Genomic DNA, 23844 nt, shown 5'->3' with positions numbered 1-23844 from the left:
GCCTTAGAGGCAGTTGATCGACCACATCACCTCGAGGTTGCACTGGCATTCAGTAAGCAGGATGCCCACTGGCCTTGGGCTGGGCTGGGCTCTATCGAAACCTAGCTGCCCCAGGTCCAGCCTGGCGGCATATAGGTCGATGACACGAACGAGATGATCCTCGGGAGTCAGCTCTTCCAGCGAGACCGGGAACAGACTGGTCTGGCTGCGAGACTTTCCCTGGATTTAGGCCATAACGAAAAAAGCTCCGTATCTTCCGATACGGAGCTTTTTCTGAAAGGGCCTCGTAGGGGCTAGTTTCACACAGCCTGCGAAGGTCCCTTTTGCGTTACATGTTTGGAGCGGGAAACGAGACTCGAACTCGCGACCCCGACCTTGGCAAGGTCGTGCTCTACCAACTGAGCTATTCCCGCAATTTGAAGCTTTACCACGTTCGGCGTGAAGCGCCTTTACAGCCTTCACCACCACTGCACCGCATAGACGCCACAGTATTTAAACTGGAGCGGGAAACGAGACTCGAACTCGCGACCCCGACCTTGGCAAGGTCGTGCTCTACCAACTGAGCTATTCCCGCATTTGGCGTCCCCTAGGGGACTCGAACCCCTGTTACCGCCGTGAAAGGGCGGTGTCCTAGGCCACTAGACGAAGGGGACACACAACACTTTTCAGTGCACCAGAACATGAACCTCACGATTCAGCCTGGATTTTCTTTTCCTGCCCCGCCGCTAAGCAGTGCCGGAGAAACTGGAGCGGGAAACGAGACTCGAACTCGCGACCCCGACCTTGGCAAGGTCGTGCTCTACCAACTGAGCTATTCCCGCATTGGCGTCCCCTAGGGGACTCGAACCCCTGTTACCGCCGTGAAAGGGCGGTGTCCTAGGCCACTAGACGAAGGGGACACGCTACAAGCATTACTGCTTGCTTTCACTCCCTGCTGCGTTTCGCTGTGTGCTTTACGCTGCAAGTGGCGCGCATTCTATGGATGGTTCGGGGAGGCGTCAACCCCTTTGTAGAAATTTATTTAAATCAATGACTTCCGGGCACACCCAGCGCTGTTTTGGTACGCCTGCTGGGGTTTGGCGTTGATTTTCTGGCGTCAAGTCAGCATTAATGTGCCAGCATCCAGGCATGGCACAGTTTGCCGATAGAAAAAGAGAATGGCTGTCAGGGCCTCTCGCGAGCAATCTCGCTCCTACACTCAATCATGCAAACCTATTCATGAGGCTTTAACGGTGACACCACTTCTGATCACCCTGCTCATCGTGGCGGGCATCGCGTTGCTGATCGTGATCGGCTACCTCAACAACGTGGTCGAGAATGGCAAGCTAGAACGCGCCCGGACGAAGATCGAGCTGGCCGACCGCCTGCGCCGCTGTGGCGAAATCACCGAGACGTTCCCCGGCCAGTTCATGACCCCGGCCCTCAAATTGCTGCTGACCCGCCTGGAGCTGAACCTAAACCAGCGCCTGCTGGCGGTGGACAAGCACAATGCCGAATTCAAGGCGCGCATCGCCGAACTGGAAGGGCTGATTGCCCTGGGCGACAAGATCCCGGTCAACAACCCACCTAACCCGATCCACACCGAGATCAAGGCCAAGGACGTACGTTTCTTGCTGGAGGCGCTGCACAATCAGGTGACCCGCGCTGCCCATGAGGGCTTCTTGCCCGCCGTCGAGGCCAAGCATTGGGTCAAGGAAATCCGCCATATCCTGGTGCTGCTGCATATAGAGTTCTTCAACAACCTCGGCCAACAGGCCCTGCAAAAAGGCCAGCCCGGCCAGGCGCGCCTGGCCTTCGAGCGCGGCGTGCAGTATTTGCGCAAGCAGCCCGAGCCGAAGGTGTATGAAGAGCAGCTGACGTATCTTGAGAAACTGTTGGCCCGGGCCAATGCCCAGGTACTGGACCGCATGGCGCCGGCAGAAGACGAGCACAACGAATTGACCGATGGGCTCAAGACCGATGAGGAAGAAACCTGGAAGAAGAAGGTGATCTACGACTGATTGGTTAACCTGTACCGGCCTCTTCGCGGGTAAACCCGCTGCTACAGGTGTATCAATGCCTTTGTAGGAGCGGGTTCACCCACGAAAGGGCCGGGCCTGCTGGCCAATATTCCTGGCCATTCATCGTTGCCGCCGCCACCGTATTCGCGGGTAAACCCGCTCCTACACGGCCGGTGTACCCACATCGGGTGTTGGGCGCAGGCCGTTGTAGGAGCGGGTTTACCCGCGAAAGGGCCGGGGCTGCTGGCCAATACCCCTGGTCATTCATCGTTGCCGCCGCCACCGTATTCGCGGGTAAACCCGCTCCTACACGGCCGGTGTACCCACATCGGGTGTTGGGCGCAGGCCGTTGTAGGAGCGGGTTCACCCGCGAAAGGGCCGAGGCTGCTGGCCAATATTCCTGGCCATTCATCGTTGCCGCCGCCACCGTATTCGCGGGTAAACCCGCTCCTACACGGCCGGTGTACCCACATCGGGTGTTGGGCGCAGGCCGTTGTAGGAGCGGGTTTACCCGCGAAAGGGCCGGGCCTGCTGACAAATATCCCTGGTCATTCACCGTTGCCGCCGCCACCGTATTCGCGGGTAAACCCGCTCCTACACGGCGGTTTACCCACATCGGGTGTTGGGCGCAGGCCGTTGTAGGAGCGGGTTCACCCGCGAAAGGGCCGGGCCTGCTGACAAATATCCCTGGTCATTCACCGTTGCCGCCGCCACCGTATTCGCGGGTAAACCCGCTCCTACAAGCGAAGAGGCCGGCACAGGCAACATCGATCAGCAGTCAGTCAACGCCAGAAAGATCCCCGCCAACCGCTCCAGCCCCACCTGGTCCGCCTCGCTGAACCGCCCGACCGTCGGGCTGTCCAGGTCCAGCACGCCAATCAACCTGCCGTCCTTCACCAACGGGATCACCAGCTCGCTGTTGGAGGCACTGTCACAGGCAATGTGGCCAGGGAATGCATGTACATCCTCGACCCGCTGGGTCTGCCGCGTTGCCGCCGCAGCCCCGCACACACCTTTACTGAACGGAATGCGCACGCACGCCACCTGGCCCTGGAACGGGCCCAGCACCAGCTCTTCGTTGCGGTTGAGGTAGAACCCCGCCCAGTTCAGGTCGTCCACCTGGTTATACAGAAACGCGGAAAACTGCGCGGCGTTGGCAATGAAGTCACGCTCGTCGGCGAACAGCGCCTGCACTTGCGCCGCCAGCAGGTTATAGCCGTCGAGGCCGGCGCCACTGGCATTGAGGTCGATCATTTACTTTTGCTCCAGCAATTGCAGCCCGACCCAGTAGCGGGCGAACTGATAGGCACAACGGCCATTACGGTTACCGCGGCCGGTGGCCCAGCGCACGGCGAGGATGTCGAGTGCTTCGGTGCGCTGCCACACAAGGCCCGCAGGTTGTGCCAACTGGCCAATCCAGTGCTCGACAACATTCAGGAAGTGGTCCTGGGTAAACGGGTAGAACGACAGCCACAGGCCAAAACGGTCAGACAGGGCAATCTTGTCCTCCACCGCTTCGCTGGGGTGCAGTTCGCCGTCCACACGCTTCCAGTTCTCGTTGTCGCTCTCCTTCTCGGGCACCAGGTGGCGGCGGTTGGAGGTGGCGTACAGCAGCACGTTGTCCGGGGCCTGCTCCAGCGAGCCGTCGAGCACACTCTTGAGCACCCGGTAGTCGCCCTCCCCGGCTTCGAACGACAGGTCGTCGCAGAACAGGATGAAGCGTTGCGGCAGCTTCTGCAGTTGCTCGACCACCCGTGGCAGGTCGGCCAGGTGGTCACGTTCGATTTCAATCAGGCGCAGGCCGGCGCTGGCGTGCTCGGCCAGCAAGGCACGGACCAGCGACGACTTGCCAGTACCGCGCGAGCCCCACAGCAGCGCGTGGTTGGCCGGCAGGCCGTTGATGAACTGGTGGGTGTTGCGGCCCAGCTGGTCGCGCTGTTTGTCGACGCCGATCAGGTCGGTCAGGCGGATGTCCAGGCTGACGTCCAGCGGCAGCAGGTAGCCGCTGCGGCCATCACGCTGCCAGCGCGCGGCCAGTGTGGTGCCCCAGTCGATGTGCGGGCGTTGTGCCGGCAACAGGGGTTCAAGGCGCGCCAGTACCGATTCGGCGCGGTCCAGAAAAGCGATCAAGCGAGCGTCCATGACGACTCCTAACAATCTCAGTTTTTTGGGGGCCGCTGCGCGCCCCTTCGCCGGCTTGCCCGCTCCCACAGGGCTTGCCTTCAGCCTGGGGCTAAGCTGTACCTGTGGGAGCGGACAAGCCCGCGAAGGGACGCCAAGCGGCCCCGCTTGGCGATCAACTGAAATGAACAGACAGACCCACCAGCAGCCGGGGCTATTCGGCTATGCTTGCGCAGCGCAAGGAACGGGAAACCGGCTCGGGACTCATGGATATCAAGTTCACCAATCGCCTGTCATACAAGCAAGCCCGGTTGACAGTCCTGGTCGGCTTCATCCTGGGAACATTGCTCAGTCTCATCCAGATCGGCATCGATTATGCCAGCGAAGACGCGTCCATCAACCGTGAAGTGAACGCGTTGCTGCAAATCAGCCACAACCCGGCCTCGCGCATCGCCTACAACATCGACTCGGAACTGGCGCTGGAGCTGACCCGCGGCCTGCTGCAGTCGCCGGCCGTCATCCGCGCACGGCTGATCGACAACAACGAAACGGTGCTGGCCGATGTCGAGCGGCCAAAACTGCAGGACCGCTCCCGGCCACTCAGCGACTTCCTGTTCGGCGAGCAACGCCAGTTCAAGGAGCGCCTGTACCTGACCCACATGCCGGAGCAATACCTGGGCACCCTGTACCTGGACATCGACACCTTCGCCTTCGGCAGCCGCTTTCTCGACCGTGCCGGCATCACCCTGCTCAATGGGTTCGCCCGCAGCCTGGTGCTCACCGGCCTCCTGTTGGCGCTGTTCTACATGATGCTGACCAAGCCGCTGGTGACGGTGATTGGCGCACTCAGCGGCAGCGACCCGCGCAAACCCCGGCAAACGCGCCTGGAATGCCCACACGGACACGAGCATGACGAAATCGGCGTGCTGGTGAAGGTCGCCAACCAGCAGTTCATCAGCATGGCCACCGAGATCGAACAGCGGCGCACTGCGGAAAACCGTCTGACCCAGTACCTGAACGAGCTGGAAGACATCGTGTCGGCGCGCACCAACGAGCTCAAGGCCAGCAACAGCAGCCTGAGCCTGTCCAACCAGGAGCTGGAACAAGCCCGCAGCCGAGCGCTTGACATGGCCCAGGCTCGCGCCGCCTTCCTGGCCAACATGAGCCATGAAATCCGCACCCCGCTCAACGGCATGCTGGGCATGATCGCCCTGGCGCTGGACAACCCGCTGCCCAGCGAGCAACGCCAGCAACTGGCTATCGCCCACGACTCGGGCAAGGTGCTGGTAGAGCTGCTGAACGATATTCTCGACTTGTCCAAGTTCGATGCCGGCCAGCTGGAACTGGAACGCATTGCGTTCGACATGGGCTCGATGGTGGAAGACACCGCCAACCTGCTGTCGCAGAACACCGCGCAAAGCGTGGAGCTGACCTGCCTGATCGCCAGCGACTTCCCCAGCAGCGTGCTCGGCGACCCCACGCGTGTGCGGCAGATCGTCAGCAACCTGCTGTCCAACGCGCTGAAGTTCACCCGCTTCGGCCGTGTCGATGTGCGCTTGATGGCCATTGTCGGTGGTGTACGCCTTGAGGTACGGGATACCGGCATCGGCATCCCCGAAGACGCCCAGGCGCGCATCTTCCAGCCTTTCACCCAGGCCGGTGCCGGCATCACCCGCCAGTACGGTGGCACCGGCCTGGGCCTGGCGTTGACGCGCAACCTGTGCAAGGCCATGCAGGGCCACCTGCACATTCGCTCCGAGCCGGGCTTTGGCAGCTGTTTTACCGCCGAATTGCCGCTGACCGTGCACACCGAAGCCATCCCGCCAGCACCCTTGCATGGCCGCGTGGCCGCACTGAGCACAGCCGGCAGCGGGCTCAATGAACTGTTGCAGCACTTGCTGCCTGCCTGGGGCCTGACCTACCAGCGCCATGACAGTTGCGCCACGCTGGATGCCGCAGTGATCGACCTGTTGATCACTGACGACGTCGAGCACCTGTTCGAACTGCGCCCGGCATTGAAAACCCCAATCCTGCTGGTGACTGCCTACGGCAATTTCCTGCCCAACGAGCAGTCCTTGGCCCTGGCCCCGCTGCACCAGCTGGCCCGACCATTGGCACGCAACGCCCTGTACCAGACCCTGCGCCGCACCTTGCAAGGCCATGAACCCGAACACCCGCTGGCCATCCCGGCCATTACCCAGGAGCAAGGCCGTGCGAGGATACTGCTGGTAGAGGACAACCCGGTGAACCAGCTGGTGGCCAAGGGCATGCTGGCCAAGCTCGGCTGCCAGGTGCAACTGGCCACCCAGGGCGCGGAGGCCCTTGAGCTGCTGGCGCGTGAGGAATTCGACCTGGTGCTGATGGACTGCAACATGCCGGTGATGGACGGCTACGAGGCCAGCCGGCGTATCCGCCAAAGCGGCCGCTGGCCCGAGTTGCCGATCGTCGCCCTCACCGCCAACGCCATGCCCGAAGAGCGCGAACGCTGCCGGGCGGCGGGCATGAACGACTACCTGGCCAAGCCATTCCGCCGCGAAGAGCTACTGGCCCTGGTTGACCATTGGGTGCCCTTCAGCGGCTGAGCAAACGCTCGATGTCCGCCTGCAGGGCCTGTGGCTTGGTGGAGGGGGCATAGCGCTTGACCTGGCCACTGGCCGGGTCGACCAGAAACTTGGTGAAGTTCCACTTGATCTTCTGGCTACCCAAAATACCCGGGGCGCGTTGCTTGAGTTCGACGAACAGAGGGTGAGCGCCCGGGCCGTTGACCTCGACCTTGCGAAACAGCGGAAAACTCACGCCGAAATTACGCTCGCAGAACTGCGCAATGTCCCGCGCATCGCCAGGTTCCTGCTTGCCGAACTGGTTGCACGGAAAGCCCAGTACCACCAGGCCACGGTCGCGGTAGGCCTGCCACAGTTGCTCCAGGCCCTTGTACTGCGGGGTAAAACCGCACTGGCTGGCGGTATTGACCACCAACAGCACCTTGCCCGGGAAGTCGCCCAGCGTCTTGTGCTCGCCGCTCAGGGTCACGCAGGGGATGTTCAGCATCGTTGCAGCCATGATCGGGCTCCGGTCAGTCGCGCGGACGAAGGTCGATGCACACCGAGTTGATGCAGTAGCGCAGGCCGGTCGGTGGCGGGCCGTCAGGGAACACATGCCCCAGGTGCGCATCGCAACGGGCGCAGGTGACCTCGGTGCGGATCATGCCGTGGGAGGTGTCGCGAATCTCGATCATCGCGCTGTCCTCGATCGGGGCGTAGAAACTTGGCCAACCACAGCCAGCGTCGAACTTGGTCTGCGCATCGAACAGCGCCAGGCCGCAGCAAATGCAATGGTAGATGCCATCGCGGCGCTCGCTGTTGTACTTGCCGCTGAATGGCCGTTCGGTGCCCTTGAGGCGGCAGACCTGGTACTGCTCGGGGTCGAGCATCGACCGCCATTCGTCCAGGGTTTTTTCGATCTTTTTCATGTAGAAACCTCGGCAGGCTGAATTTCACCCCACACCGTCTTTTCCGGGGCGCGGGTGGCACGTATATTAGTTGGCTTCGTGTGCCAGGCGTTCAGTCTGGCACCCGCTTCCTGCCCTTTCAAACCTTTCGGCGGGGCGTAGCGCGTTTTCTCAATCGGGATCCCATCATGCAGTTCAGCAAATCGAACAAGCTCGCCAATGTCTGCTACGACATTCGCGGCCCAGTGCTCAAGCACGCCAAACGCCTGGAGGAGGAAGGCCACCGCATCCTCAAGCTGAACATCGGCAACCCGGCGCCGTTTGGCTTCGAGGCGCCTGATGAAATCCTTCAGGATGTGATCCGCAACCTGCCCACCGCACAGGGCTACAGCGACTCCAAAGGCCTGTTCAGTGCCCGCAAGGCGGTGATGCAGTACTGCCAGCAGAAAGAAATCGAAGGCGTCACCATCGAGGACATCTACCTGGGTAATGGTGTGTCCGAGCTGATCGTCATGTCGATGCAGGCGCTGCTCAACAACGGCGACGAAGTGCTGATCCCGGCCCCCGACTACCCGCTGTGGACTGCCGCCGTGAGCCTGGCCGGCGGCAAGCCGGTGCACTACCTGTGCGACGAGCAGGCCGACTGGTTCCCTGACCTTGAGGACATCAAGGCCAAGATCACCCCGAACACCAAGGCGCTGGTGATCATCAACCCGAACAACCCGACCGGCGCCGTCTACTCCAAAGAGCTGCTGCTGGGCATGCTGGAGCTGGCCCGCCAGCACAACCTGGTGGTGTTCTCCGACGAGATCTACGACAAGATCCTGTACGACGAAGCCGTGCACATCAGCACCGCCTCGCTGGCCCCGGACCTGCTGTGCCTGACCTTCAACGGCTTGTCCAAGTCGTACCGAGTGGCGGGCTTCCGCTCTGGCTGGCTGATCATTTCCGGGCCCAAGCACCACGCACTCAGCTACATCGAAGGCATCGACATGCTGGCCAACATGCGCCTGTGCGCCAACGTGCCGGCCCAGCATGCCATCCAGACCGCGCTGGGCGGCTACCAGAGCATCAACGACCTGGTGCTGCCACCGGGGCGCCTGCTGGAGCAGCGCAACCGCACCTACGAACTGCTCAACGACATCCCCGGCGTCAGCTGCGTGAAGCCGATGGGCGCGCTGTATGCGTTCCCGCGGATCGACCCGAAGGTTTGCCCGATCCTCAACGACGAGAAGTTCGCCCTTGACCTGTTGCTGTCGGAGAAGCTGCTGATCGTACAAGGAACGGCGTTCAACTGGCCGTGGCCGGACCACTTCCGCGTGGTGACCTTGCCGCGGGTGGATGACCTGGAAGCAGCCATTGGCCGGATCGGCAATTTCCTGAAGGGTTATTCGCAGTAGGGTTCGACGGGGGGGCGCCGGGGGCCACGAGAGGTTCGACGCGGGGTTGGTGGTGGGGCGCAGATCGAGCGCCGCCCGCGCGGCGCTTCGCGGGTAAACCCGCTCCTACGTTTGTTTCGGGCCAGTCCATCCTGTGCCAGGCGCGCGCGATCGCCTTGTTTGTACGACGCGATATCGCGCCATGCGCCAGGGCGTTCGCGCGCAAATCCCACAGGCATAATTGGCCCGAAACAAACGTAGGAGCGGGTTTACCCGCGAAGCGCCGCGCGGGCGGCGCTCGATCTCACAGGCGCCACACCCCTTGCGGCAAACACCCAGCGGCCTTGACGCAGCCCCCAAGCCGAATGTTTCTTACATCCTGCAACGCTCTATCCCACAGCCCCCACGCCATCCTCTGCCATACTCCGCCGTACACAGTTTGAAATAGTCCCCCGATTGAATCGGCGCGGCAGGCCCCTTATATACCCCGCAGTAAGCGACAACTCATCCGTCAGGAGAACGTAACAACCATGATGCGCATTCTGTTGTTTGTAGCCACCAACCTCGCGGTGGTGCTGGTTGCAAGCATTACCCTGAGCCTGTTCGGTTTCAACGGGTTCATGGCCGCCAACGGGGTCGACCTGAACCTCAGCAGCCTGCTGGTGTTCTGCGCCGTGTTCGGCTTTGCCGGCTCCCTCGTCTCGCTGTTCATCTCCAAGTGGATGGCGAAGATGACCACCGGCACCCAGATCATCAGCCAGCCGCGCACCCGCCACGAGCAGTGGCTGCTGCAAACGGTCGAAGAGCTGTCCCGCGAAGCGGGCATCAAAATGCCTGAAGTGGGTATCTTCCCGGCTTACGAGGCCAACGCCTTCGCCACCGGCTGGAACCGCAACGACGCGCTGGTCGCAGTGTCCCAGGGCCTGCTGGAGCGCTTCTCGCCCGATGAAGTGCGTGCGGTACTGGCCCACGAAATTGGCCACGTTGCCAACGGCGACATGGTCACCCTGGCGCTGGTGCAGGGCGTGGTGAACACCTTCGTGATGTTCTTTGCCCGCATCATCGGCAACTTTGTCGACAAGGTAATCTTCAAGAACGAAGAGGGCCAAGGCATTGCCTACTATGTAGCAACCATCGTTGCCGAGCTGATCCTTGGCATCCTGGCCAGCATGATCGTGATGTGGTTCTCGCGCCGCCGCGAATTCCGCGCAGACGAAGCCGGTGCGCAACTGGCCGGTACTGCGGCAATGATCGGCGCCCTGCAGCGCCTGCGCGTGGAACAAGGCCTGCCAGTGCACATGCCTGACACCATGAAGGCTTTCGGCATCAATGGCGGCCTCAAGCACGGCCTGGCAGGGTTGCTGATGAGCCACCCGCCGCTGGAAGAACGCATTGAGGCCCTGCGCCGCCGCGGCTGATCCACCTGAGAAAACAAAGGGCGACTTCGGTCGCCCTTTTTTATTCCCGGCCTTACGCAGCTTCTGTGGGAGCGGGCGCGCCCGCGAACACCGGCAAAGCCGGTGCCATCTAACGCGCCGCCTGGTTCGCGGGCACGCCCGCTCCCACATTGGCCGGGTCAGCCTGCCCTACCTGCTTACCGGCTGAGCCGGTACACCCGCTCCAACAAACTCGAGGCCCCGGCCTGCACAAACTTCGGGCTCTCCTCAATCACCTCCACAGCCTCCAACTGCTCCACCTGCCACCCCGCAAACCCCTGCCTCAGCTCTTCATCCCTGACCGAAAACGGCGGCCCGGCCAACAATGACTGGTCATAGTCCAGCGTCACCACCAACCCCCGGCAGCTTGTCGGCAGCAACCCCGACAACAGCTGCATATACCGCGCACGCATCTGCACCGGCAGCGCAATCACCGCCGCCCGGTCATACAGCCCCACGCAGTCAGCCACATCCTCTGCCCGCAAGGCAAAGAAGTCGCCACACCACAGCTGTACATCTCCACTGCGCCAAACCTCGAATGCGCCCTGCTGCCGCACCTCGGCCTCAAGCCCGTGCTCACGGAAAAAATCCTCCACCGCCCGCCGCGACAGCTCCACACCCAATACGCGATGGCCCTGCCCTGCCAGCCAGGCAAGGTCCAGGCTCTTGCCGCACAACGGCACCAGCACGCGGCTGCCGGGCGCCAACTGCAACTGTGGCCAATACGTCTGCAGATAGGGGTTCACCTGTGCCTGGTGAAAGCCGATCTGGTTGTCGGCCCACCGCTGCTGCCAGAACGCTGGTTCCATGATTACTCCCGATTTTTAGATGATTTGTCGGTAAAACTTGGTTTGGATTTCGATCTGTAGTTAATCGATGATGGTTGCATCTTAACCTTCAGGACCCCGCCATGCTGCCCAGCCTGTTCATTTCCCATGGTTCCCCCATGCTTGCCCTGCAACCCGGCGCCAGCGGGCCGGCACTGTCCGGGTTGGCCAACGCGCTGCCTCGGCCGAAAGCGATCGTGGTGGTGTCAGCACACTGGGAAAGCCGCGAGCTGCTGGTCACCGGCAGCGCACAGCCCGAAACCTGGCATGACTTCTACGGCTTCCCACCGGCCCTGTATGCGGTGCAGTACCCGGCGTCGGGCGAGCCCGGGCTTGCTGGCCAGGTCAGTGAGCGGTTGAAGGCTGCGGGGTTACCCGCGCGGCTGGACATGCAACGCCCATTCGACCATGGCGCCTGGGTGCCGCTGTCGCTGATGTACCCGGATGCCAGCATTCCCGTGGTGCAGGTTTCCCTGCCCAGCCACATGGGGCCGGCGCTGCAGCTGAAGGTGGGCCAGGCACTGGCGGGGTTGCGTGCCGAGGATGTACTGCTGATAGGTTCGGGCAGCATTACCCACAACCTGGGTGAGCTGGACTGGCATGCAGGGCCGGATGTGATCGAGCCGTGGGCGCTGGCGTTCAGGGATTGGGTGGTAGACCGGCTGCAGGAGGATGACCAGGCGGCGCTGCTGGATTACCGGCAGCAGGCGCCGTTTGCGGTGCGCAACCATCCCAGTGATGAGCATTTGCTGCCGCTGTTCTTTGCCCTCGGGGCCGGGAGCAAGTTCGGCGTGGTGCATCAGGGGTTTACCCTGGGCGCGCTGGGGATGGACATCTATCGGTTCGACTGAAGGGCCTCTTCGCGGGCAAGCCCGCTCCTACAGGTACTGAAATCTGTGGGGTACCTGTAGGAGCGGGCTTGCCCACGAAAGGGCCGGTACTGGCAAAAAAAATCCCCGACCTAAGCCGGGGATTTTTTCGTTACGCCAGGATCAATCCTCGCGGTAGCGACGCAGCTTCAGCTGCTTGCCAGCCACGCGGGTGTCCTTGAGCTTGGACAGCAGCTTCTCGAGGCCGTCTTCCGGCAGCTCGACCAGGCTGAAGCTGTCGCGCACCTGGATGCGGCCGATAGCGTCACGCGCCAGGCCACCTTCGTTGAGGATCGCCCCCAGCAGGTTCTTGGCAGCGATGCCATCACGGGCACCCAGGGCGGTACGGCAACGCACGCGGCCTTCGGCCAACGGCAGCGGTGCACGGCGCTCACGATCACCACGGTCAGGACGCTCGCCACGCTCACCGCGCTCGGTACGCTCACCACGCGGGGCGAAGCTCGGCACCAGTGGCTGCTCGCGCTCTACCGCCGCCAGGTCCAGCGCCTGGCCATTGGTGGCCTTGCGCAGCAGGGCCGAAGCCAGGGCACGCGCGCTGCAACCCAGGTCGGTGGTCAGGCGGTCGAACAGCTCGCCGTGGGTGGCTTCTGCTTCGGCTACCAGCGGCGCCAGGCTCGAGGTCAGCTTCTTGATGCGGGCATCCAGCACGGCCTGGGCATTCGGCAGGCGCGCTTCGGCAACCTTCTGCCCGGTAACACGCTCGATCACCTGCAGCATGCGGCGCTCACGCGGGGTAACCAGCAACAGTGCACGGCCATCGCGACCGGCACGGCCAGTACGGCCGATACGGTGTACGTAGGATTCCGGGTCGTACGGCATGTCAACGTTGAACACGTGAGTGATGCGCGGTACGTCCAGGCCACGGGCAGCGACGTCGGTGGCGACGACGATGTCCAGGCGGCCATCCTTGAGCGAGTCGATCACGCGCTCACGCTGGTTCTGGGCGATATCGCCGTTCAGTGCAGCAGCCTTGTAGCCTTTGGCTTCCAGCGCGGCGGCCAGGTCCAGGGTGGCTTGCTTGGTACGCACGAAGGCGATCAGCGCGTCGAACTCTTCCACTTCCAGCAGACGCAGCACAGCCGGGATCTTCTGGTCCGCGTGGACCATCAGGTGGGCCTGCTCGATCGCGGTAACGGTCTGGGTCTTGGTCTGGATCTTGACGTGCTTGGGTTCACGCAGGTGACGCTCGGCGATCGAACGGATCGACGACGGCAGGGTAGCGGAGAACAGTACGGTCTGACGGGTAGCCGGGATTGCGTCGAAGATCACTTCGAGGTCGTCCATGAAGCCCAGCTTCAGCATCTCGTCGGCTTCGTCCAGTACCAGGTACTGTACGGTCGACAAGACTTTTTCGTCACGACGCAGGTGGTCGCACAGACGGCCCGGGGTGGCCACGACGATTTGCGCGCCGTTGCGGATCGCACGCAGCTGTGGGCCCATCGGGGCACCACCGTAGACGGCGACAACGTTCACGCCCGGCATCTGCTTGGCGTAGGTTTCGAAAGCGGTAGCAACTTGCAGCGCCAACTCACGGGTTGGCGCCAGGATCAGGGCTTGCGGTTCGCGCTTGCTCACATCGATCTTGTTCAGGATCGGCAGGGCGAAGGCAGCGGTTTTGCCGGTGCCAGTCTGCGCCTGGCCGATCATGTCGTGACCGGCGAGGATGATCGGGATCGATTGTTGCTGAATGGCGGACGGCTCTTCGTAGCCGGTAGCCACAACGGCAGCAACAATGTTCGGGTTAAGATCGAGAGCGGCGAAGCCGCCGGTTTCCTGGGTCATGGGTCTGCCTCTAGGTGCATCCGCAAAGACCCATGCTCCAAAGCTGCACATGCCTTGAAAGACCGTCAGGTCACCCAGGCAGCTTTGGCGGCGGGGATTTGCGAAAACGATTGAAAAAGAAAACTTGGGAAGGTCCGCCTAGCGGACGCGCAGCCGAAGCTGGACTCGGAGGATTTGCACCACCTGATTTTGAGGTCCGCTAAAAGACCGGCGCGTACTATACCTGAAATAGTCGCGTACGTGAGGAATATTTTCATGGAGGCAGGGCCAGTATCGGGCCATCAAGCACGACAGGCTGAATCGATAATCCCCTGAAGCCTGGCGCGCTCGGTGTCGGCGCGCGTCCGCCATTCAGGTAGCCGGCCGAATCTCGCGGATCAGCCCCTCGAGGCTGTACCCCAAACGCGGCGCCAGCGCCTCGGCCCGGGCCCTCAAACCGTCCAGGTCCAGCGACTGCTCCAGGTCTGCCGGCACCAGCAAAATCACATTGCCCTCCTTCACAGGCAGTTCCCAGTAATGCCGGTGGTACAACCCGCGCAACAACGCCGCGCCCAGCGGCCTGCCATCATCGGTGGCCCACTGGTTGATCACCAGCCAGCCGCCCGGGTTCAGGTGCTGCTGGCAGTTCTCCAGAAAGTTCCACGCCAGGTGCCCGACCCCAGGACCATGGTCGGTGTACAAGTCAACGAACAGCAGGTCGGCCTTCTCTGCCGTGGGCAGCAGCTCCAGGGCATCGCCGATACGCACATACAGCCGCGGGTCGTCGTCCAGGCCCAGGTAATCCATGGCCAGGCGCGGCACATCCGGGCGCAGCTCGATGGCCTCGATGTCTTCCAGCGGCAGGAACTTCATGCAGGCCTGGGTCAGCGTGCCGGCGCCCAGGCCCAGAAACAGTGCACTCTCAGGCAGTTCGTGGCACAGCGCCCCCACCAGCATGGCGCGGGTATAGTCGTACTCCAGCCAGCTGGGGTCGGCGGTGAACACGCAGCTTTGCTCGATCGCATCGCCGAATTCCAGAAAGCGGTAGTCGTCTACTTCGTACACGCTGATGACGCCAAACGCATCTTCCACCCGTGCCAGCAGCCGCTCTTGCCGTTCCGCCGTCATGTCCACCACCCACCTGCGCAAAAACGCGCATTGTCCGCCAACACCCTTGATGCAACAAGCGCAGCGCCAACTGTTACCATGGCCCATAGCCTACAACCGACAAGACCGAGCCCAAGATGAACCAACCGTGGAGCCCCGACAGCTGGCGTGCCCTGCCGATCCAGCAGCAACCGACCTACCCCGATGCCGCGCACCTGCTGAAGGTTGAACAGACCCTGGCCAGCTACCCGCCGCTGGTGTTCGCGGGTGAGGCGCGCGAGCTGCGCCGGCAGTTCGCCGAGGTCACCGAAGGCCGTGCCTTCCTGCTTCAGGGCGGCGACTGCGCCGAGAGCTTCGCCGAGTTCTCGGCTGCAAAAATCCGCGACACCTTCAAGGTGTTGCTGCAAATGGCCATTGTCATGACCTTTGCCGCCGGCTGCCCGGTGGTGAAAGTGGGGCGTATGGCCGGGCAGTTCGCCAAACCGCGCTCATCTGGCGATGAAACCATCGGCGACGTCACCCTCCCCGCCTACCGTGGCGACATCGTCAACGGCATCGGTTTCGACGCCAAAAGCCGCATTCCGGACCCGGAGCGGCTGCTGCAGGCCTACCACCAGGCCACCGCCAGCCTCAACCTGCTGCGCGCGTTCGCCCAGGGCGGGTTTGCCGACCTGCACCAGGTGCACAAGTGGAACCTGGACTTCATCGCCAACTCGGCGCTGGCCGACAAGTACCACCAGTTGGCCAATCGCATCGATGAAACCCTGGCGTTCATGCGTGCCTGTGGCCTGGACAGTGCGCCGCAACTGCGCGAAACCAGCTTCTTCACGGCCCACGAAGCGCTGCTGCTGAATTATGAAGAAGCCTTCGTGCGCCAGGACAGCCTGACCGGCGACTACTACGACTGCTCGGCGCACATGCTGTGGATCGGCGACCGCACCCGCCAGCTCGATGGGGCCCATGTGGAGTTCCTGCGTGGCGTGCACAACCCGATTGGGGTCAAGGTTGGCCCGAGCATGAACCCCGAAGAGCTGATCCGCCTGATCGACACGCTCAACCCGGCGAACGACCCGGGGCGTTTGAACCTGATCGTGCGCATGGGCGCGGGCAAGGTTGGCGACCACTTGCCGGGGCTGATCCGCACTGTCGAGCGCGAGGGTCGCAAGGTGCTGTGGAGTTCCGATCCGATGCACGGCAACACCATCAAGGCCAGCAGCGGTTACAAGACCCGCGATTTTGCGCAGATTCTGGATGAGGTGAAGCAGTTCTTCCAGGTGCACCAGGCCGAGGGCAGCCATGCCGGCGGTATCCATATCGAGATGACTGGGCAGAACGTCACCGAATGCATCGGCGGTGCGCGGCCGATCACCGAGGATGCGTTGTCTGACCGGTATCACACCCATTGTGATCCGCGGATGAATGCCGATCAGTCGCTGGAGTTGGCGTTCCTGATTGCCGAAACCCTCAAGCAAGTGCGGCGCTGAGCGCTTTTCGCTTTTCGCTTTTCGCTTTTCGCTTTTCGCTTTTGCTCTTGCTTCTAAGCGCACGGTAGTTCAGGCGACGCAGATTGCGACTTCAGGAGGCCGAGCGCAGGCCTTGCGGAGGGAGATGACGGGCATGGATGCCCGTCAAGCGCTGAGGCCCCATGGATGGGGCCTGCAGCGCGTGCTCCCGGGAGCAAGGCCGGAGCGAGGGGACTCCGGAGCGCAGCGTAGGGGCCGGATGATGGGAGCCGACGGTTTTTGGTCCCTTTTTGCCACGACAAAAAGGGACCCGCCGTAAGGGCGGAAAGGTGAGTTGGCGTCGCCATCGCAAACGGACTGTACGCCCGATCAGAACCAGCGCTTAAGCTTTGAGCTTTTGAGCTTTTGAGCTTTTGAGCTTTTGAGCTTTTGGGCCTTTGGGTTGTGCGCTTTCACATCAAGTAGACATTCATTCACGATGTAGGCGCCTATTCACCTTTCCGCCCTTACGGCGGGTTACTTTGGTCGTGGCCAAAGTAACCAAAACCGTCGGCTCCCATCATCCGGCCCCTACGCTACGCTCCGGGGTCCCCTCGCTCCGGGCTTGCTCCCGGGAGGACCGCGCTGCAGGCCCCATCCTGGGGCCCAGCGCTTGACGGGCATCCATGCCCGTCACCTCCCTCCGCAAGCCCTGCGCTCGGCCTCCTGAAGTCGCAATCTGCGTCGCCTGAACTACCGCGCGCTTAGAAGCAAAAGCAAAAGCTGGAGCTGGAGCTGGAGCAGAAGCGACTGCCACGCATGGCATCACTTCCTCAATGGATCATCCCAGAAATGCCGCTCGGCCTCTTGCTGGATATCCGCCCGACTCAACCCCAGGTCGCGCAAGGTTGCATCACTGAGGCTGGCCAGCTCCTGACGCTGACGGTACAACTGCAGCCAGCGCGCCGGACGCTGCAAGGCCGCATGCCACAGGTAGCTCAGGGAAAAGGCAGGTTGCTGGATGCTGCTGACATGACCTTTCATCGTGAAGCCCTCCGTGTTGATGGCCTCAGTCTCACGCCAGGCATAAGATCAATCCAACGAATGTTTCTGATGCAATGCATCTCGGAGATTGATGCAATGTCCCAGTACCAGAGCCTCGACGCGGATGTCCTGCGCACCTTCGTCGCCATTGCCGAGCAAGGCGGCTTTACCCGCGCAGGCGAAGTGGTCAACCGCACCCAGTCAGCGGTCAGCATGCAGATGAAACGCCTGGAAGAAGACATTCTGCAGCGCCAGCTATTCGAACGTGATGGCCGTCAGGTGCGGCTGACCGCCGAAGGCCAGGTACTGCTGGGGTATGCCCGACGCATTCTCAAGTTGCATGGCGAGGTGTTCAACACCCTGCGCATGCCACACATGGTTGGGCTGGTGCGCATCGGCACACCAGACGACTACGCCATGCGCTTCCTGCCGACCATCTTGTCGAGCTTTGCCCAAGCCTACCCGCTGGTGCAGGTGGAAGTGCATTGCGATTCGTCCAAGCAGTTGATGCTGCGCCAGGACCTGGACCTGACCATCGTAACCCGCGAGCCCGGCAACGAGATTGGCCAGTTGCTACGCCAGGAACGCCTGGTCTGGGCCGCGGCAGAAGGCTTTTGCCCGCACGAACAGCGGCCGATGCCGGTGGCGCTGTTCAACACCGACTGCTTCTGTCGCGCCTGGACCTGCAATGCGCTGGAGGCACAGGGCATCGATTACCGTATTGCCTACACCAGCCCAAGCCTGGCGGCAATCTTTGCCATCGTCACCGCCGGGCTGGCAGTGACCGCGCAGCTGCAGAGCCTGATCGGGGGCAACATCCGCATTCTGGGTGAGAGCGAAGGGCTGCCACAGTTGCCCATGGCCAATGTAATGCTGGTGCGCAGTACGCAGACCCCCTCGCCAATCACCGACTGCATGGCCGACTACATCGTTGAGGGTTTCAAGTGATCGGGGCCGAAAAACGGCCCCAACCTCTCAAAGCTCGAACCCCAGCATCACCGCACAGACCACCAGGAACACACAGAACATCGCCCGCAATACCTTCTCCGGCAACGCGTGGGCCAGCTTCACGCCCCAGCTGATGCTGAGCAAGCCCCCCACCGCCAAGGGAATCCCCACCCCCCAGTCAACACTATGGTGCACGCCATAGGTCACCAGCGTGACCAAGGTACTCGGCGCCGCCAGCGCCAGTGACAGCCCCTGCGCCACCACCTGAGTAGCGCCGAACACACTGGTCAGGATCGGCGTGGCCACCACGGCCCCACCCACCCCGAACAAGCCGCCCATGGTGCCGGCAAAGCTGCCCAGCACACCCAGCCACGGCCAGGCATGACGCAGCTCGGCACTCGGCGGCGACACCTTCATGAACATCCGCACCACGTTCCACACCGCCAACGCTACCAGGAAGCCGACAAAACCCAGGCGCATGGAATGCGCATCAAGCCCCACCGCCCAGATCGACCCCAGCCAGGCAAACAAGAAGCTGCACGCCGACAGCGGCAACGCATGGCGCAACGCGATGCGGTTGCGCTGGTGATACCGCCACAGCGCCAGCAGCACATTGGGCACCACCATCACCAACGCGGTCCCCTGCGCCAACTGCTGGTCCAGGCCAAACAGCACGCCCAATGCCGGAATCGCAATCAGCCCGCCACCAATGCCGAACAAGCCCCCCATGGTGCCCAGGGCAGCGCCCAGCACGATATACAACAACCACTCGATCATCAGGGCCTCGTCCGCCTGTACCAATAATGCGAGCATGCTAACGAGTGTGCGCTGGCGGGGAAACGCACAGCAGCGCACAATGGCTGTGCGTTTTTCGCAAAAGCAAGGCAGCCATGAACCCCGATACCCTGACCGACCAATTGAGCCTGTTCCTCGATGTGCTAGAAACCGGCAGCTTTTCTGCCGCCGCCCGTCGCCACCCGCTGACCCCGTCTGCGGTAGCACGGCGCATCGACAACCTGGAAAGCGCCGTCGGCAGCCGCCTGTTCACCCGCAGCACCCACGCGGTGCGGGCCACGCCTGCAGGCAACGCCTTTGCCGAGCGGGCCAGGCGCATCATCGAGGAGTTGCGCCTGGCCCGGGCTGAAGCGGTGTCACTGAGCAATGCCCCGGAAGGCCTGATCCGCATCGACGCCCCTGCCGCGTTTGGCCGCCGCCACCTGGCCCCGGCCATTGCCGACTTCCTGGTGGCCTACCCGGGCCTGGACGTGCAACTGCGGTTGATCGACAGCTTCGTCGACCTGCAGGGCAGCCACTTGGGCGAGGTCGACCTGGTGCTGCGCGCCGGCCCTTTGGCCGACACCCGTCTGGTCGCCACGCCGCTCGCCTACATGGTGCGCATTGCCTGCGCCAGCCCCGCCTACCTGGCCAGCCGCGGCATCCCCACCTGCCCCAGCGAACTGCCCGGGCATGACGGGCTGGACTGGGATGGCCTGGCGCCGCCGTTCGCCTGGCGCTTCAGTGTGGCCGGGCAAACCCGCCTGTACCGCCCCGCGCGCATGCGCATGGCGGCCAACAATGCGGAAACCCTGCTGTTCGGCGCCCTCGCCGGCCTGGGGATAGCCCACCTGCCCACCTGGCTGATCAGTGAATACCTGCTGCGCGGCGAGCTGATCCCGTTGTTTTGCGACGGCGGCATGCCTGAAGCCGAGACCAGCGGCATTTACGCGCTACGCCTGGCACATGAAACGAACTCTCGCAGCCGTTTGCTGCTCGAATTCCTCAAGAGCCGCTTCAGCCCGATTCCACCCTGGGACCTGGCCTTGCGCAGTGAACTGCGCGATTAATTCGCGCACTGATGATCAGCGTGCCAGAATTTTCCATTGATGACTTTCAAGGACCTGCATGAACGCCGACACCCAAGCCTCCTGTGACGAGCTGCTGCTGGACAACCAGGTCTGTTTCGCCCTGCACTCCACCTCGTTGCTGATGACCAAGGTCTACAAGCCGCTGCTGCAGGCGCTGGGCCTGACCTACCCGCAATACCTTGCCATGCTCGTGCTCTGGGAGCGTGACGGCCTGACCGTGGGCGAAATCAGCCAGCACCTGCTGACCGACCCGGGCTCGCTGACCCCGCTGCTCAAGCGCCTGGAAAGCGAAGGCCTGTTGCAGCGCAACCGCAGCCGCGAAGATGAACGGGTAGTGATGGTACAGCTGACCGACAAAGGCCGCGCCCTGCAACAGCAGGCCAAACAGGTGCCGCAATGCATTCTCAAGGCCAGCGGGCGGAGCCTTGAGCAGTTGCAGCAACTGCAAGCCGACCTGCTGAACTTGCGCGAAAACCTGCAGAAAAACCTCTGAGCGCTATGCTGTGGAATGGCCGTTCCGATGAACGGCGATGATTTATCTTGCGCACTAACTAATTGCGCGCTAATTTAAATCCCACACCAACCCCCGCCCTCCTGCAAACGGGAGCGCACAGCACATTAGCGAGGCTCAAGATGCAAAAGGTCACTCCGCTGTACATCGCAGAAGCAACCTCCACCGGTGGGCGCGACGGCAAATCCCGCTCCAGCGACGGCAAGCTGGAAGTCAAGCTCAGCACCCCCAAAGAGCTGGGCGGCGCGGGCGGTGACGGCACCAACCCCGAGCAGATGTTCGCCGCCGGTTACTCGGCCTGCTTCATCGGCGCCTTGAAGTTCGTGGCCGGGCAAGAGAAGAAAGCCCTGCCGGCAGATGCCTCGATCACCGCCAAGGTGGGCATCGGCCAGATCCCGGGCGGTTTCGGCCTGGACATCGACCTGCTCATCAACCTGCCGGGCCTGGCCCAGGCCGATGCCGAAGGGCTGGTGGAAAAGGCGCATCAGGTGTGCCCGTACTCCAATGCCACCCGCGGTAATGTGGATGTGCGCCTGCACGTAACCGTCTAAGGCGCAAAGACTGGCGCGGTCCCCTGTGGGAGCGGCCTTGCGTCGCGAACGGGGCGCGAAGCGGCCCCAGGCGTTCGGCATGTAGGCAGAAATTGCCGGGGCCGCCTTGCGGCCCTATCGCGACGCAAGGCCGCCCCCACAAAAGCGCGAGCACAAGCACGCGCTGAGGATTGGGAAAACACAGGCATAAAAAAACCCGGCTTGCGCCGGGTTTTTTGCGTCTCGCAAGAAGCATTACTTCTTGGAACGGCCTTTGAAGCTGTTGTCGCGAGTGTCGATGTCGATCCACTCGTCGATCTGGATGAAGTCGGCCACCGAGATCTCGGTACCGTTCGCCAGCTTGGCAGGCTTCATGACTTTGCCGGAGGTGTCACCGCGAGCAGCGTTCTCGGTGTAGACAACTTTACGGCTGATGGTGGTCGGCAGCTCAACCGACACCAGACGGCCTTCGAAGAACACGGCTTCGCAGACGTCTTCCATGCCTTCTTCGATGTACGGCAGAACGGCTTCGATGTCCTCGGCGTTCAGCTCGTACATGGTGTAGTCGGTGGTGTCCATGAAGGTGTACTCGTCACCATTGATGAACGACAGGGTCGCTTCTTTGCGATCCAGGATCACGTCGTCCAGCTTGTCGTCCGCACCGTATACGGTTTCGGTCTTGTAGCCGGTCAGCAGGTTCTTCAGCTTGGTCTTCATGATCGCGCTGTTACGGCCCGACTTGGTGAACTCAGCTTTTTGAACCAGCCACGGGTCGTTGTCGATCCGCAGTACGGTACCGGGTTTCAGTTCTTTACCAGTTTTCATTACGAAGTATCCGAATCTGGATGGATTTATAAAAATCGAGGCCGCGTATCATAGCGAATTTCGGTAAAAGTGTACTAGCGCTTCGGCAAGGTCCGGCTGAGCGGCCTGTCGCGCCCCCCAAAGGCGGGCATGCTGCTGCAGTTCCGGCCAATGCTGGCGGGCCGCCCGCCAGGCCTGGCCCATGTCGATATTCATGTTCCAGGCACGCCAAAGGCCCAGTAGGGCTGCATCGGCATCGTCTGACAGGCCGCAGCGATAATGCGCGAGGAACGCTTCGAGTTTTTCCCAATGGGCATTCTCGTCCTGCACATAGATGTGCCACAGCATCGGCTGCCCCGCCCACTGCGCACGCACGAACGAGTCTTCGCCACGCACGGCATTGAAATCGCAGCTCCATAACAGCCGGTCGAAGTCGTCCTGGCTGACGAAAGGCAGCACCTGAACGGTCAGCGCCCCACGGGTGCGCACATCACCCACGTGCAGCGGCCCCTCGCCCAACCACTGGCTGAGCCCCGCGACGATGCGCCCTTGCGGGACCAACAGGTGGCAGGACTGGTCAGCTGTAGCCAGGGCATCAAGCCAGTTGCCCAGCTGCGGGTTTTCATAGGCAAACAGCGAGATCAGCAGCGCATCCGGCACAAGGTCTACACCAAGCCCCTGCAAAAAGGCACGGCGCGCCTCCGCCGACTGCTGGAACGCGTCACGCCGGGCCAGCAGCGAACCCTCGCGCAGCAAACCACCCGTTTTGTCGGTAAAGCCCGGGAAGAAAAATACCTTGCGCAAACCGTTGGGCTGCGGCGAAGGCAAACCATGGCAACCCTCCACCCAGTCCTCGGCACTCAGGTACTCGAGGTTGAGCCAGAGCGGCGGCTGCGGAAGGGCGCGCATGGCCTCGACATACGCCGCAGGCAACTGGCAGGCGAACGCCCCGATCACCACATCGGCCGGCGCCACCGGCAACCACGCTGCCGGCCAGTGGCGCACATCCACGCCGTGTTGCCACTGTTGCGCCGCCGTGGCATCGGCGCCAGGGCACATGGGCGTGAAAGCGTTGAGGTCATCCACCCACAGGCGCACCGCCAGGCCGTGCTCGGCCACCAACTGCCGGGCCAGGCGCCAGGTCACGCCAATATCGCCGTAGTTGTCGACGACGCTGCAGAAGATGTCCCAGGTGGCTTTCATGCGCCCCTCCCGTGCGGGTGCAAAAACAGCGAATTCTGCGCATAAATTGGCGCAGACAAAAGCACCTGCGCAGAAAAATGCCCAAGCGCATGCGACAATGCCCCCCTACCACGCTGCCAGGAGGCTGCCATGCCGCGCCACCGTGAATTGAAGATCACCCTCAAGCCGTTGCCGTTGATCATGTGCGTTGCCTTGGGCCTGTGGCTGGGCGCCATGGCCATTGCCGCGAGCCTGTGGCTGGCCCAGCAGTTGTGGCCACAGCAGGTGCAACCTCTGGCCCAGGTGGTAGCCCCGCATGCAGACCGCCCCGTTGCAACGCCTGCACCGGCCACTGCCCAGGATGCCCAGGCCGAGATGTTCGAACGCTACAAGGACATCCTGCACAAACAGGCGCTGCAACAGGCCGCCGATGCCGCCCAAGGCAACCCGCGCAACCTCAACAGCCCCAAGTGCCAGTTCTGGCTGCAGCAAAACCGTACCGCGCCCACCGAAAAAAGCCAGGCCAACGTGCTGGAGTTCTGTTACTGA

Annotated in this window: 21 protein-coding genes, 5 tRNA genes and 2 pseudogenes; 11 read left to right on the top strand and 17 right to left on the bottom strand. The window is 62.4% G+C overall.

Features of this window, described 5'->3' with window-relative positions:
* Window positions 1–6 precede the first annotated feature (6 nt).
* The 6 genes and pseudogenes from V6093_RS24975 to V6093_RS24950 all read right to left on the bottom strand — a co-directional run.
* Window positions 7–225: pseudogene (locus tag V6093_RS24975) on the bottom strand (IS5/IS1182 family transposase); the annotation flags it as partial.
* Between the two features lie 112 nt (window positions 226–337).
* Window positions 338–413, bottom strand: a tRNA-Gly gene (locus tag V6093_RS24970).
* 85 nt (window positions 414–498) lie between these two features.
* A tRNA-Gly gene (locus V6093_RS24965) sits at window positions 499–574 on the bottom strand.
* A 3-nt stretch (window positions 575–577) separates the two neighbouring features.
* Window positions 578–653, bottom strand: a tRNA-Glu gene (locus V6093_RS24960).
* A gap of 92 nt (window positions 654–745) precedes the next feature.
* A tRNA-Gly gene (locus tag V6093_RS24955) sits at window positions 746–821 on the bottom strand.
* Between the two features lie 2 nt (window positions 822–823).
* A tRNA-Glu gene (locus V6093_RS24950) sits at window positions 824–899 on the bottom strand.
* Window positions 900–1232: 333 nt separating this feature from the next.
* On the opposite strand from V6093_RS24950, the gene V6093_RS24945 reads away from it, so the two are divergent.
* On the top strand, window positions 1233–2000 hold the full coding sequence (locus V6093_RS24945) for a hypothetical protein (RefSeq protein ID WP_121783881.1): 768 nt from the start codon (window positions 1233–1235) through the stop codon (window positions 1998–2000).
* A 771-nt stretch (window positions 2001–2771) separates the two neighbouring features.
* On the opposite strand, the gene V6093_RS24940 is transcribed toward V6093_RS24945, so the two are convergent.
* Both V6093_RS24940 and V6093_RS24935 read right to left on the bottom strand, forming a co-directional pair.
* Window positions 2772–3254, bottom strand: coding sequence for a GAF domain-containing protein (locus V6093_RS24940; protein ID WP_064491526.1), 483 nt, complete (start codon window positions 3252–3254; stop codon window positions 2772–2774).
* Window positions 3255–4142 carry an ATP-binding protein gene (locus V6093_RS24935; protein WP_003247104.1) on the bottom strand — a complete coding sequence of 296 codons (888 nt, stop codon included), beginning with the start codon at window positions 4140–4142 and terminating at the stop codon, window positions 3255–3257. It lies immediately after the preceding gene.
* 203 nt (window positions 4143–4345) lie between these two features.
* Between V6093_RS24935 and V6093_RS24930 the strand changes: the two genes are divergently transcribed.
* A complete protein-coding gene (locus V6093_RS24930) occupies window positions 4346–6703 on the top strand; it encodes a response regulator (protein WP_179052578.1) in 2358 nt (785 codons plus the stop codon).
* Here the strand turns inward: V6093_RS24930 and V6093_RS24925 are convergent.
* Both V6093_RS24925 and msrB read right to left on the bottom strand, forming a co-directional pair.
* Complete coding sequence (locus V6093_RS24925) at window positions 6693–7181, bottom strand: glutathione peroxidase (protein ID WP_014754097.1); 489 nt, start codon at window positions 7179–7181, stop codon at window positions 6693–6695. The two genes, V6093_RS24930 and V6093_RS24925, sit on opposite strands and share 11 nt — an antisense overlap.
* 13 nt (window positions 7182–7194) lie before the next feature.
* Window positions 7195–7590: a peptide-methionine (R)-S-oxide reductase MsrB gene (gene msrB, locus V6093_RS24920; RefSeq protein WP_003247101.1), complete on the bottom strand. Its 396-nt coding sequence runs from the start codon at window positions 7588–7590 to the stop codon at window positions 7195–7197.
* A gap of 167 nt (window positions 7591–7757) precedes the next feature.
* On the opposite strand from msrB, the gene V6093_RS24915 reads away from it, so the two are divergent.
* Window positions 7758–8969 carry a pyridoxal phosphate-dependent aminotransferase gene (locus tag V6093_RS24915; protein WP_004575940.1) on the top strand — a complete coding sequence of 404 codons (1212 nt, stop codon included), beginning with the start codon at window positions 7758–7760 and terminating at the stop codon, window positions 8967–8969.
* 509 nt (window positions 8970–9478) lie between these two features.
* A complete protein-coding gene (gene htpX / locus V6093_RS24910) occupies window positions 9479–10366 on the top strand; it encodes a protease HtpX (protein ID WP_004575939.1) in 888 nt (295 codons plus the stop codon).
* Window positions 10367–10542: 176 nt separating this feature from the next.
* On the opposite strand, the gene V6093_RS24905 is transcribed toward htpX, so the two are convergent.
* Window positions 10543–11193, bottom strand: a complete 651-nt coding sequence (locus V6093_RS24905) for a thiopurine S-methyltransferase (protein ID WP_012053323.1) — start codon at window positions 11191–11193, stop codon at window positions 10543–10545.
* A gap of 101 nt (window positions 11194–11294) precedes the next feature.
* Here V6093_RS24905 and V6093_RS24900 point away from each other — a divergent pair, with 101 nt between their 5' ends.
* Window positions 11295–12062 carry a class III extradiol ring-cleavage dioxygenase gene (locus V6093_RS24900; protein WP_047604498.1) on the top strand — a complete coding sequence of 256 codons (768 nt, stop codon included), beginning with the start codon at window positions 11295–11297 and terminating at the stop codon, window positions 12060–12062.
* Window positions 12063–12203: 141 nt separating this feature from the next.
* On the opposite strand, the pseudogene V6093_RS24895 reads toward V6093_RS24900, so the two are convergent.
* Window positions 12204–13917, bottom strand: a pseudogene (locus tag V6093_RS24895) (DEAD/DEAH box helicase).
* A gap of 317 nt (window positions 13918–14234) precedes the next feature.
* Entirely contained in the window at window positions 14235–14990 is a 756-nt protein-coding gene (locus V6093_RS24890) for a spermidine synthase (protein WP_003247095.1), read from the bottom strand.
* 116 nt (window positions 14991–15106) lie between these two features.
* On the opposite strand from V6093_RS24890, the gene V6093_RS24885 reads away from it, so the two are divergent.
* A complete protein-coding gene (locus tag V6093_RS24885) occupies window positions 15107–16453 on the top strand; it encodes a class II 3-deoxy-7-phosphoheptulonate synthase (RefSeq protein ID WP_010952895.1) in 1347 nt (448 codons plus the stop codon).
* A gap of 783 nt (window positions 16454–17236) precedes the next feature.
* On the opposite strand, the gene V6093_RS24880 is transcribed toward V6093_RS24885, so the two are convergent.
* Window positions 17237–17455: a DUF1127 domain-containing protein gene (locus V6093_RS24880; protein ID WP_003252881.1), complete on the bottom strand. Its 219-nt coding sequence runs from the start codon at window positions 17453–17455 to the stop codon at window positions 17237–17239.
* Window positions 17456–17551: 96 nt separating this feature from the next.
* On the opposite strand from V6093_RS24880, the gene V6093_RS24875 reads away from it, so the two are divergent.
* Entirely contained in the window at window positions 17552–18403 is an 852-nt protein-coding gene (locus V6093_RS24875) for a LysR substrate-binding domain-containing protein (RefSeq protein ID WP_003252879.1), read from the top strand.
* Window positions 18404–18430: 27 nt separating this feature from the next.
* Here the strand turns inward: V6093_RS24875 and V6093_RS24870 are convergent, their stop codons facing one another.
* Window positions 18431–19180 (bottom strand): sulfite exporter TauE/SafE family protein, encoded by a 750-nt coding sequence (locus V6093_RS24870; protein ID WP_003252877.1) that lies wholly within the window; start codon window positions 19178–19180, stop codon window positions 18431–18433.
* 113 nt (window positions 19181–19293) lie between these two features.
* On the opposite strand from V6093_RS24870, the gene V6093_RS24865 reads away from it, so the two are divergent.
* From V6093_RS24865 to V6093_RS24855, 3 genes are all read left to right on the top strand, one after another.
* Window positions 19294–20247 carry a LysR family transcriptional regulator gene (locus tag V6093_RS24865; RefSeq protein WP_003252875.1) on the top strand — a complete coding sequence of 318 codons (954 nt, stop codon included), beginning with the start codon at window positions 19294–19296 and terminating at the stop codon, window positions 20245–20247.
* A 58-nt stretch (window positions 20248–20305) separates the two neighbouring features.
* Window positions 20306–20761 (top strand): MarR family winged helix-turn-helix transcriptional regulator, encoded by a 456-nt coding sequence (locus V6093_RS24860; protein WP_014861691.1) that lies wholly within the window; start codon window positions 20306–20308, stop codon window positions 20759–20761.
* Between the two features lie 140 nt (window positions 20762–20901).
* Window positions 20902–21330 carry an organic hydroperoxide resistance protein gene (locus V6093_RS24855; protein ID WP_003252872.1) on the top strand — a complete coding sequence of 143 codons (429 nt, stop codon included), beginning with the start codon at window positions 20902–20904 and terminating at the stop codon, window positions 21328–21330.
* Window positions 21331–21564: 234 nt separating this feature from the next.
* Here the strand turns inward: V6093_RS24855 and efp are convergent, their stop codons facing one another.
* Both efp and earP read right to left on the bottom strand, forming a co-directional pair.
* Window positions 21565–22134: an elongation factor P gene (gene efp, locus V6093_RS24850; protein ID WP_003252871.1), complete on the bottom strand. Its 570-nt coding sequence runs from the start codon at window positions 22132–22134 to the stop codon at window positions 21565–21567.
* A 48-nt stretch (window positions 22135–22182) separates the two neighbouring features.
* Entirely contained in the window at window positions 22183–23316 is a 1134-nt protein-coding gene (gene earP, locus V6093_RS24845) for an elongation factor P maturation arginine rhamnosyltransferase EarP (protein WP_108079088.1), read from the bottom strand.
* 129 nt (window positions 23317–23445) lie between these two features.
* Here earP and V6093_RS24840 point away from each other — a divergent pair, with 129 nt between their 5' ends.
* Window positions 23446–23844, top strand: coding sequence for a hypothetical protein (locus V6093_RS24840; protein WP_014754109.1), 399 nt, complete (start codon window positions 23446–23448; stop codon window positions 23842–23844).

This window comes from Pseudomonas putida group bacterium ESBL64, assembly GCF_045277175.1.
Taxonomy (GTDB): Bacteria; Pseudomonadota; Gammaproteobacteria; order Pseudomonadales; family Pseudomonadaceae; genus Aquipseudomonas; species Aquipseudomonas alloputida.
This window is presented reverse-complemented; position numbering and strand designations above follow the sequence as displayed.

Coding starts and splice junctions, on each gene's coding strand:
- msrB (WP_003247101.1), bottom strand. CDS start 7,590: ATGAAAAAGATCGAAAAAACCCTGGACGAATGGCGGTCGATGCTCGAC.
- V6093_RS24930 (WP_179052578.1), top strand. CDS start 4,346: ATGCTTGCGCAGCGCAAGGAACGGGAAACCGGCTCGGGACTCATGGAT.
- V6093_RS24875 (WP_003252879.1), top strand. CDS start 17,552: ATGTCCCAGTACCAGAGCCTCGACGCGGATGTCCTGCGCACCTTCGTC.
- V6093_RS24865 (WP_003252875.1), top strand. CDS start 19,294: ATGAACCCCGATACCCTGACCGACCAATTGAGCCTGTTCCTCGATGTG.
- V6093_RS24890 (WP_003247095.1), bottom strand. CDS start 14,990: ATGACGGCGGAACGGCAAGAGCGGCTGCTGGCACGGGTGGAAGATGCG.
- earP (WP_108079088.1), bottom strand. CDS start 23,316: ATGAAAGCCACCTGGGACATCTTCTGCAGCGTCGTCGACAACTACGGC.
- V6093_RS24925 (WP_014754097.1), bottom strand. CDS start 7,181: ATGGCTGCAACGATGCTGAACATCCCCTGCGTGACCCTGAGCGGCGAG.
- V6093_RS24900 (WP_047604498.1), top strand. CDS start 11,295: ATGCTGCCCAGCCTGTTCATTTCCCATGGTTCCCCCATGCTTGCCCTG.
- V6093_RS24855 (WP_003252872.1), top strand. CDS start 20,902: ATGCAAAAGGTCACTCCGCTGTACATCGCAGAAGCAACCTCCACCGGT.
- V6093_RS24860 (WP_014861691.1), top strand. CDS start 20,306: ATGAACGCCGACACCCAAGCCTCCTGTGACGAGCTGCTGCTGGACAAC.
- V6093_RS24870 (WP_003252877.1), bottom strand. CDS start 19,180: ATGATCGAGTGGTTGTTGTATATCGTGCTGGGCGCTGCCCTGGGCACC.
- V6093_RS24935 (WP_003247104.1), bottom strand. CDS start 4,142: ATGGACGCTCGCTTGATCGCTTTTCTGGACCGCGCCGAATCGGTACTG.
- V6093_RS24885 (WP_010952895.1), top strand. CDS start 15,107: ATGAACCAACCGTGGAGCCCCGACAGCTGGCGTGCCCTGCCGATCCAG.
- V6093_RS24915 (WP_004575940.1), top strand. CDS start 7,758: ATGCAGTTCAGCAAATCGAACAAGCTCGCCAATGTCTGCTACGACATT.
- efp (WP_003252871.1), bottom strand. CDS start 22,134: ATGAAAACTGGTAAAGAACTGAAACCCGGTACCGTACTGCGGATCGAC.
- V6093_RS24880 (WP_003252881.1), bottom strand. CDS start 17,455: ATGAAAGGTCATGTCAGCAGCATCCAGCAACCTGCCTTTTCCCTGAGC.
- V6093_RS24840 (WP_014754109.1), top strand. CDS start 23,446: ATGCCGCGCCACCGTGAATTGAAGATCACCCTCAAGCCGTTGCCGTTG.
- V6093_RS24905 (WP_012053323.1), bottom strand. CDS start 11,193: ATGGAACCAGCGTTCTGGCAGCAGCGGTGGGCCGACAACCAGATCGGC.
- htpX (WP_004575939.1), top strand. CDS start 9,479: ATGATGCGCATTCTGTTGTTTGTAGCCACCAACCTCGCGGTGGTGCTG.
- V6093_RS24940 (WP_064491526.1), bottom strand. CDS start 3,254: ATGATCGACCTCAATGCCAGTGGCGCCGGCCTCGACGGCTATAACCTG.